Source organism: Nonomuraea sp. NPDC059194, assembly GCF_042754765.1.
Taxonomy (GTDB): Bacteria; Actinomycetota; Actinomycetes; order Streptosporangiales; family Streptosporangiaceae; genus Nonomuraea.
Genome location: NZ_JBHZBH010000125.1, coordinates 1 through 1,033 on the forward strand (window position 1 = coordinate 1; position 1,033 = coordinate 1,033).

At 57.4% G+C, this 1,033-nt stretch carries 1 rRNA gene; it reads left to right on the forward strand.

Features of this window, described 5'->3' with window-relative positions:
* Positions 1 to 1,026: ribosomal RNA gene (locus ACFXJ8_RS44095) — 23S ribosomal RNA — on the forward strand; the annotation flags it as partial.
* Positions 1,027 to 1,033: the final 7 nt, after the last annotated feature.

The following is a 1,033-nucleotide window of genomic DNA, read 5'->3' on the forward strand; positions in this document are numbered from 1 at the left end:
GCGAAGGTGAGAACTTAAGCGCCGGTAAACGGCGGTGGTAACTATAACCATCCTAAGGTAGCGAAATTCCTTGTCGGGTAAGTTCCGACCTGCACGAATGGCGTAACGACTTCCCCGCTGTCTCAACCGCAGACCCGGCGAAATTGCACTACGAGTAAAGATGCTCGTTACGCGCAGCAGGACGGAAAGACCCCGGGACCTTCACTACAGCTTGACATTGGCGTTTGGAGCGTCTTGTGTAGGATAGGTGGGAGACTGGGAAGCTCGGACGCTAGTTCGGGTGGAGTCATTGGTGAAATACCACTCTGGTCGTTTTGAACGTCTAACTCTGGTCCGTGATCCGGATCGGGGACAGTGTCTGGTGGGTAGTTTAACTGGGGCGGTTGCCTCCTAAAGAGTAACGGAGGCGCCCAAAGGTTCCCTCAGCCTGGTTGGCAATCAGGTGTTGAGTGTAAGTGCACAAGGGAGCTTGACTGTGAGACTGACGGGTCGAGCAGGAGCGAAAGCTGGGACTAGTGATCCGGCGGTGGCATGTGGAAGCGCCGTCGCTCAACGGCTAAAAGGTACCCCGGGGATAACAGGCTGATCTTCCCCAAGAGTCCATATCGACGGGATGGTTTGGCACCTCGATGTCGGCTCGTCGCATCCTGGGGCTGGAGTAGGTCCCAAGGGTTGGGCTGTTCGCCCATTAAAGCGGTACGCGAGCTGGGTTTAGAACGTCGCGAGACAGTTCGGTCCCTATCCGCTGCGCGCGTAGGAGACTTGAAAGGGGCTGTCCCTAGTACGAGAGGACCGGGACGGACGAACCTCTGGTGTGCCAGTTGTACCGCCAGGTGCACGGCTGGTTGGCTACGTTCGGAAGGGATAACCGCTGAAAGCATCTAAGCGGGAAGCTCGCCTTGAGATGAGGTCTCCCACCCTGTGAGGGGGTAAGGCTCCCGGTAGACGACCGGGTTGATAGGCCGGAGGTGGAAGCGCGGTAACGTGTGGAGCTGACCGGTACTAATAGGCCGAGGACTTGACCACAAAGCAT